At 71.3% G+C, this 6,605-nt stretch carries 10 protein-coding genes; 4 read left to right on the top strand and 6 right to left on the bottom strand.

Translation table 11 applies throughout. The annotated features are described in order from the left end of the window. Nucleotides 1-185 precede the first annotated feature (185 nt). Nucleotides 186-917 carry a dienelactone hydrolase family protein gene (locus ACFV8H_RS16335; protein ID WP_380400240.1) on the bottom strand — a complete coding sequence of 244 codons (732 nt, stop codon included), beginning with the start codon at nt 915-917 and terminating at the stop codon, nt 186-188. Between the two features lie 334 nt (nt 918-1,251). Between ACFV8H_RS16335 and ACFV8H_RS16330 the strand changes: the two genes are divergently transcribed. Together ACFV8H_RS16330 and ACFV8H_RS16325 are read left to right on the top strand one after the other, a co-directional pair. Further along, nucleotides 1,252-2,208 carry a CAP domain-containing protein gene (locus tag ACFV8H_RS16330; protein ID WP_380400232.1) on the top strand — a complete coding sequence of 319 codons (957 nt, stop codon included), beginning with the start codon at nt 1,252-1,254 and terminating at the stop codon, nt 2,206-2,208. Nucleotides 2,209-2,296: 88 nt separating this feature from the next. Next, nucleotides 2,297-3,247: a phosphotransferase family protein gene (locus tag ACFV8H_RS16325; RefSeq protein WP_380400230.1), complete on the top strand. Its 951-nt coding sequence runs from the start codon at nt 2,297-2,299 to the stop codon at nt 3,245-3,247. A 35-nt stretch (nt 3,248-3,282) separates the two neighbouring features. Here the strand turns inward: ACFV8H_RS16325 and gcvH are convergent, their stop codons facing one another. The 5 genes from gcvH to ACFV8H_RS16300 all read right to left on the bottom strand — a co-directional run bounded on the left by gcvH (nt 3,283) and on the right by ACFV8H_RS16300 (nt 5,418). Then, nucleotides 3,283-3,663 carry a glycine cleavage system protein GcvH gene (gcvH, locus tag ACFV8H_RS16320; RefSeq protein ID WP_380400228.1) on the bottom strand — a complete coding sequence of 127 codons (381 nt, stop codon included), beginning with the start codon at nt 3,661-3,663 and terminating at the stop codon, nt 3,283-3,285. A 57-nt stretch (nt 3,664-3,720) separates the two neighbouring features. Beyond that, on the bottom strand, nt 3,721-4,347 hold the full coding sequence (locus ACFV8H_RS16315) for a DUF2306 domain-containing protein (RefSeq protein WP_380400226.1): 627 nt from the start codon (nt 4,345-4,347) through the stop codon (nt 3,721-3,723). Between the two features lie 94 nt (nt 4,348-4,441). Beyond that, nucleotides 4,442-4,909 carry an NUDIX domain-containing protein gene (locus ACFV8H_RS16310; protein WP_380400224.1) on the bottom strand — a complete coding sequence of 156 codons (468 nt, stop codon included), beginning with the start codon at nt 4,907-4,909 and terminating at the stop codon, nt 4,442-4,444. 72 nt (nt 4,910-4,981) lie between these two features. After that, the gene (locus ACFV8H_RS16305; RefSeq protein WP_380400222.1) at nt 4,982-5,221 is read right to left on the bottom strand and encodes a hypothetical protein; all 240 of its coding nucleotides are present in this window, start codon (nt 5,219-5,221) and stop codon (nt 4,982-4,984) included. Continuing rightward, nucleotides 5,218-5,418, bottom strand: coding sequence for a hypothetical protein (locus tag ACFV8H_RS16300; protein ID WP_380400220.1), 201 nt, complete (start codon nt 5,416-5,418; stop codon nt 5,218-5,220). The genes ACFV8H_RS16305 and ACFV8H_RS16300 overlap by 4 nt, the downstream gene beginning before the upstream one ends. Before the next feature lie 119 nt (nt 5,419-5,537). Here ACFV8H_RS16300 and ACFV8H_RS16295 point away from each other — a divergent pair, with 119 nt between their 5' ends. Together ACFV8H_RS16295 and ACFV8H_RS16290 are read left to right on the top strand one after the other, a co-directional pair. Beyond that, a complete protein-coding gene (locus ACFV8H_RS16295; RefSeq protein ID WP_380400218.1) occupies nt 5,538-6,377 on the top strand; it encodes a Scr1 family TA system antitoxin-like transcriptional regulator in 840 nt (279 codons plus the stop codon). After that, nucleotides 6,362-6,571, top strand: coding sequence for a DUF397 domain-containing protein (locus ACFV8H_RS16290; protein ID WP_380400216.1), 210 nt, complete (start codon nt 6,362-6,364; stop codon nt 6,569-6,571). Before ACFV8H_RS16295 ends, ACFV8H_RS16290 begins: the two co-directional genes overlap by 16 nt. The last annotated feature ends 34 nt before the right edge of the window (nt 6,572-6,605 follow it).

The following is a 6,605-nucleotide window of genomic DNA, read 5'->3' as shown; positions in this document are numbered from 1 at the left end:
GCTTGACCCTTTGTTCACAAGCGCGCGATGTTGCCGTGGGGGTCTGCCCCGGCGGGGGGGGCGGGGGGGCCGGCGCGGGGGGGGCGCCGGGGGGGGCGGGGGGGCGGGGCCCCCGGCGTGCCGGGGCCCGCGCTCACGCTATCCGGGCAGCCCTTGCACCCGGTGGTGCCTCACCGGGGCCGGTGTCACCTCAGGTGGCGGTCGTAGAAGCGGCTCGTGTCCTCCAGCTCGAAGGCGGGGGTGCCGGTGTGTCCGCCGAGGTTGGCGTGCAGGGTCTTCTCGGTGCCGGCGAAGGCGTCGAACAGGTCGAGGGCGCGCTCGCGGGGGTTGCCCTCGTCGTCCCACTGGAGCAGGAACAGCAGCGGGACGGTGACCTGCCGGGCCTGTTCGCGCACGGCGCGGGGCACGTAGCCGCCGGCGAACAGGCCGGCGGCGCCGATGCGCGCGTCGGTGGCGGCCAGGCGGATGCCCAGGGCCGTCCAGCCCGAGTAGCCGACCGGGCCGGTGGCGACCTCGGGCAGGGTCAGGAGGGCGTCCAGGGCGGCCCGCCACTCGGGGACGGCGGCCTCGACGAGGGGGCCGACGAGGGCTTCGAAGATCCCGTCGACCACCTCGCGCGGCTCGCCGGCCCGCATGGCGCCGCGCAGGTCGGCGCGGGCCTGCTCGGCGGCCTCCGTGCGGGGGCGGTCGCCGCAGCCGGGGGCGTCGATGGTGGCCGCCGCGTAGCCCTGGGCGGCGGTGTACCGGGCCCGGGCGACGAGGCGGGGCTCGCGCCGGGGCAGGCCGTTGTTGTGGGCCATCAGGATCAGCGGGGCCGGCTCGGTGCCGGTCGTCCACAGGGTGCCGGGGGTGTCGCCGAGGAGGAACTCGCGCTCCAGGACGCCGTCGGCGAGCCGCCGTTCGGCGGTGAAGGCCAGGGAGGCCAGGGAGGCGGGGGAGCCGGAGGGGGCGAGCGGGGCGGAGGGGGTGAAGTGCACGGTCGTGCCTTTCGGGAGAGCTGCTGAACGGCGCTCCCGGGCGACGACCTATCGCCCGACCGTGACCCCGGAGGAGAGCACCCATGTCATCGTGTTCACGGGTACCACCTCCTCGTTCTCTCGCACGGCCTGGCCGAAAGGTAGCAGCGCCCGCCGCCCCGCGCCAAACGGTTTCGGACCACGCCCGTTGATCGGTTGTCTACCCGGCGCTGTTGTCCTGTCCTACGCCCCGCCCGCCCGCCGGCAGGCGGTCCACCGAGCGTAGGAGATCCCCGTGTCCCACCCGTCGTCCACCCGCACCAGCCGTCCGGCCCCGGGCGCGCGCCGCCGCACCCGGCTGGCGGCCCTGGCGTTCGCCGTCTCCGCGCTGTCCGCGAGCGGTGCCACGCTGCTGGCGGCACCCGCGAACGCGGCGACCGCAGCGACCGCGGGCGTGGTCGAGCAGATGGTCACGATCCAGGACCACCAGAACCACCACTCGCTGGCCAGCTCCGACGGCGAGGGCTCGCGGATCGTCGCCCGCGGCTACCAGGACGCCTCCACCTCGTTCTGGATCTCCAACAAGCCCGGCGACCGGGTCGACTTCGCCCGCAACGTCAACGGCACCGAGCGCGTGCTGGAGATGGACACCCGCGACAACCGGACCACCCAGTTCATCCACTGGTGGGCGGGCGCCAACCAGCAGTGGACCCTGGAGTCCGCCGCCGAGGGCGGCACCTACCTGCGCAACGCCCAGGGCAACGGCTGCCTGACGTACCACGGCCTCGACCGGGAGGTCACCGTCGAGGGCTGCGACGGCAGCATGTCCCAGCGCTTCGACCTGGTCTCCTCCGGCGGCACCGGCACCAACCCGGGCAACGGCGGCGGCCCGGTCACCTCCGACCAGCAGCGCTTCCTGGACCGGCTGAACGCCCTGCGCGCCCAGTACGGCAAGGCGCCGGTGCGGTTCAACGCCACGCTCGCCCAGGCCGCCAAGTGCAACGCCGACCAGATGGACCAGCGCCGGGTCTCCGGGCACTTCTGCGACTCGGGCCGCATAGCGTCGGGCCTGGGCTACACCGGGCGCGGCTTCGGCGAGATCGCCTTCTGGGGGCCGACGAACGTCGACGCGGCCGTCGACGGCTGGATCAACTCCCCCGACCACCTGCGGATCATGATCGGCGACTACAACGAGGTCGGCCTGGCGCGTACGAACGCGGCCTCCTGGAACGCCGATTTCAGCACCCGCTGACACCGGCACCCCGTGGACGCCGCCGGAGTGCCGGCGTCCACGGGAAAGCCCGGTGCGGTGGTGGAGTGCCGGGCCTAGCATGCGCGGGGTGAACCTCTCCCACCTCTCCCACCTCTCCCACCTCGGCGTGCCGCTCGGGCCGATGATCCGCGTCCACGGCGGGTTCGCCAACCGGACGTACCGGCTCGACACCGACCAAGGGTCCTTCGCGGTCAAGGAGTTGAGCCCCGCCGACCGCCGCCGCCCCTACCGGGTCGAGGACGTGTTCGCCTTCGAGCGGGCGGCCTTCGCCGCCGGTGTCCCGATGCCGGAGCCGATCGCGGCCGACCCGCAGACGCTCGTGCACCGCTGGGTCGAGGGCGAGAAGGTGCCGGAGGCGCCGGTGCCGGAGGCGTACGCGTTCGAGGTCGGCGAGATCCTGGCCCGCCTCCACGCGCTCGACGTCCCGTGGACCCCTGAGCCGGCCGAGTCGGCCGAGGGGCCGACCCCCCGGGACTGGCCCGCACTCGCCGCGCGGGCGCAGGCGAGCGGACAACCGTGGGCCGACGAACTCGCCTCCCGTGTCGGCACGTTCCTGGCGATCGCCGACTTCCTCGACACCTGCGAGCGGCCCGGCCCCGTCGTGCTGACCCACCGGGACGTCCAGCCGTGGAACCTGCTCGCCCGGGCGGGCCGTCCGGTGCTGCTCGACTGGGAGCTCTCCGGCCCGCTCGACCTCTCCGGCGAGCTCGGCTCGACCGCGCTGGGCATCGCCAAGGGCCCCGGCCTCGACGACATCAGGCCCGCCGTCTTCCGCCGCGTCCTCGACGGCTACGTCGCGGGCGGCGGAGCACTGCCGCCGCCGGGCCCCAGCTGGTTCGCGTACACGGTCGGCGGCTGGCTGGGGCACACCCGGTGGAACGTCCTGCGCTGCCTCGCCGGGGTCGAGGCGGGCACCGGCCCCGAGCTCGCGCTCTCCCACGAGTCCGTACAGGGCGGCCTGCGCGGCCTGCCCGACCTGTTCGGCCGGCTCGCGGACCTGGAGGCGCTGCTCGCGTGAGGGCGACCCGCACGCGAGAGCGCTCCAGAGCCGCCCTACTCCTTGATGAGGTCCTCGTACTGGGCGACCGTGAGCAGGTCGTCCAGCTCGGCGGGCTTGGTCAGCTCCAGCTCGATGATCCACGCGGCGTGCGCGTCGTCGTTGATGTCCTCGGGTGCGTCGTTCAGGTCCTCGTTGATCGCCGTGACCTTGCCGGAGACCGGGGCGTAGAGCTCACTGACCGACTTCACCGATTCCACGGAGCCGAACGGCCGACCGGCGTCGAACGTGTCGCCCGCCTTGGGGAGTTCGACGAAGACGATGTCGCCGAGCTGGCGCTGGGCGTGGTCGGTGATGCCCACCCGGGCCTTGCCCTTGCCGGTGGGCTGCACCCACTCGTGCGAGTCGGTGTACTTGAAATCCTTCGGGTAGGCCATGGGTCTCTCCGTGGGGACGAGTCTTCGCTGGCGGTTCGTCAGCCAGGGAGGAGCCTGCTACAGATCTCCGCCGCCGGGTGCGACCTTCACCCGACCGGGTGAGCGGGTGAACCACCACGCCAGCGCGAGGTTGGGCACCCAGCACAGCCAGGCGATCGCCAGGTAGGAGGTGCGGAAGTCCAGGTGGGCCACCTGCGCGGCCACCAGCATGAGGCGCAGCGTGACGGCGGCGAAGGTGAGGGCGAAGCTGCGCACCATCCAGCGCCGGTGGTCCTCCACCCGGCCGCGCAGGATCATCCGCAGCCCGGTGGCGCCGGTGAGCAGCCAGGCGACGCCCAGGCAGGCGAAGCCGAGTCCGGAGACCGCGCCGCCGTAGGCGTGCGGCGCCAGCAGGAGTGCGCCGATGCCGCCGACCAGGCAGCCCAGCAGGTAGGTGGTGCCGATGGCGCGGTGCAGGCGCGGCGAGCGGCTGCGGAGCTTGGCGGAGAACTGCCAGGGGCCGAGGAGCAGGGCGACGAGGGCGCCGGATATGTGGATGCCCAGGGGAAGTTGGTGCGCCAGGTAGGTGGCGCGCTGCTGACTGAAATAGGTGTCCGGGTCGAAGCTGACGTACCTGGCGGAGACCAGGACGATCAGTGTGGACAGCACGGTCATGACGGCCCAGCCGCCCCGAGTGATGCGCATGGCCCGAGTGTCGGGCGCACCGGCGGGCAGCGGGATGGGGACATCCCCCCGATCCGCCCTGGGGCTGACCGGGGGATGGACATGCGACGGAGCGTCAGTCGGGGCGCTGGCCGTGGAGGAGGAGGGGGAGGGCTCGGCCGGTGAGGGCCTCGGCGGTACGGGCGGCCTGGGAGGGGGCCATGTGGTTCGGGAGTTCGTGGACGGGGACGAAGCGGGCGCCGTGCAGGCGGCTGCGCTTCTGCGGGGGGACGGTGAGGGGGTGTTCGTCGCGCAGGGTGCCGCCGTCGAAGACGAGGTTGAAGCGTTCCAGGTAGCGGTCGGAGGGGGTGTAGTCGAGGGCGACGGCGTGGGTGAGCCTGAGGATGATGCCGGTCTGGGCGTGGAGGTGGCGGGCGGCGGCGCGGTGCGGGGGCTCGTTGGCCTTGCCGGGGCCGCCGGGCAGGATCATGCCGTCGAGGTAGTCGGGGTCGACGAGCAGGACGTCGCCGTGCTGGTTGCGGACCAGGACGAGGCAGCCGAGCCGGCAGATGGGGGGCTTGGCGAGGAGGCGGGGGTCGTGCACGGGGTTCACTTCCTGAGGGCGTACAGCAGGACAGCGGAGAAGCAGGCCCACCAGAGCAGGCGGGCGAGGAGTTCAGTCGTCATACGTGAGGCGCTCGTAGCGCAGGCCCTTGCGCAGCAGGTCCACGATCCGCAGCAGGTCCAGCGGACGGGCCGTGAGGTGCAGCAGGTACTCGCAGGTGGAGCGGCCGGTGTCCCAATCCACTTCCAGGGTGGGGAGCTGCACGCGGCCCAGGGCGAGGACGGTGGTCAGGTCGTCCAGCACGGCGGCGGCCTGCCGGCGCTGCTCGGCCGTCACACGGGAGAGGGTCACAACTCCCCCGGCCGCTTGTGGACTTCGAAGAGCCGCCAGGCCGAGAACGCCTCGGTGAAGGAGGAGAAACCGCTGCGCTCACCGTTGGGCTTGCACAGCCACGCCCCGGTGCACTCGTTGCGCACCCGGTAGCACCGGGCCTCGGTGTCCCAACGGACACCGTACCCGTGGAGACGGGGGACTTGATCTTGAGCCATGGCAAGGGAACTCTCTGCGATGGAAGTTTCACGTTCTGTTGCACATGGTGAGGCAGTGGCGCCTACGATCGGAAGCAGCCTGCGACTTGCCACGGGCTCGCCAGAAGTTGGGGACTGCCATGAACAAGAAGAAGATTGACCCGGAGTCGAGCCCTTGGGCGCCCTTCGGCATCCAGCTCCGCAACTTCCGTGAGGCCAAGGACATCCTCCAGGAGGAGCTGGCACCGTTGCTGGAGTGCTCGCCGTCGCACCTCTCCTACATCGAACTTGCGCACCGGCCGCCAAGTCGCAGGCTCGCGGAGCTGGCGGACATCGCGCTCGACACCGGCGGCACGATGCTGCTGATGTGGTATCAGCTGAAAAATGCGGCGATCCTGGAAGGCTTCCCGGAGTACGCGCGCTACGAGGGCCTGGCGGAGCAGGTCAGGATCTTCGAAAACGACTTCGTCAACGGACTCCTGCAGACCCGGGCGTACATGACCGCACTCCAGATGGGCTTTGTCAGGCAAGGCGTTTCGACCCAGAAATTGGCCGAGGAACGCATCGAGTTCCGGCTGGCCCGCCAGAAGATCCTGGACCGGCCTTCTCCCCCGCTTCTGCACGTTGTGCTGGACGAGAGCTGCCTCAGGCGGATCATTGGCGGACGCGACGTCATGATCGAACAGCTCCTCCACCTTGAGCAGTTGAGCAATCGCCGTGACGTAATCATCCAGGTGGCGCCGTTCTCCCTGGGCGAAGACCGGCCGTTCACTCACATGACGGCCCTCCTTACCATGCCGAACCGCAGAGTTCTCGCTTACGGCGAGATTGAACAGCGTGGCTACATCGATCGCGACACCAAGTCGGTTGCCGCAGTGACCAAGAGCTACGATCGGCTTGCGATCGACGCCCTCGGCCAGGCCGAATCGCGAACTTTCATGCGTGCAACGAGGAGGGACTTGGAGTGGATGTCGACCTGACTGGCGCTTCCTGGCGGAAGAGTTCGTACAGCGGAGCAAACGGCGGGCAATGCGTCGAGGTTGCCGACGGCTTCACCGGCGCCCAGCCCGTCCGCGACTCCAAGGACCCCTCCGGCCCCGCCTTGGTCTTCTCCACCGCCGCCTGGCAGTCCTTCATCACCGCCGTCCGCACCGGCGAACTCGACGCCCGCTGACCTGCCACCCCGGAGGGGCCTGGGCGGAAGGCCG

This window comes from Kitasatospora sp. NPDC059827 (assembly GCF_042731675.1).
In the GTDB taxonomy this organism is placed as follows: Bacteria; Actinomycetota; Actinomycetes; order Streptomycetales; family Streptomycetaceae; genus Kitasatospora.
This window is presented reverse-complemented; position numbering and strand designations above follow the sequence as displayed.

Excerpts from the sequence above, each read along its gene's own strand:
- ACFV8H_RS16295 (WP_380400218.1), top strand. The coding sequence starts at position 5,538 with ATGAACAAGAAGAAGATTGACCCGGAGTCGAGCCCTTGGGCGCCCTTC.
- ACFV8H_RS16300 (WP_380400220.1), bottom strand. The coding sequence starts at position 5,418 with ATGGCTCAAGATCAAGTCCCCCGTCTCCACGGGTACGGTGTCCGTTGG.
- ACFV8H_RS16315 (WP_380400226.1), bottom strand. The coding sequence starts at position 4,347 with ATGCGCATCACTCGGGGCGGCTGGGCCGTCATGACCGTGCTGTCCACA.
- gcvH (WP_380400228.1), bottom strand. The coding sequence starts at position 3,663 with ATGGCCTACCCGAAGGATTTCAAGTACACCGACTCGCACGAGTGGGTG.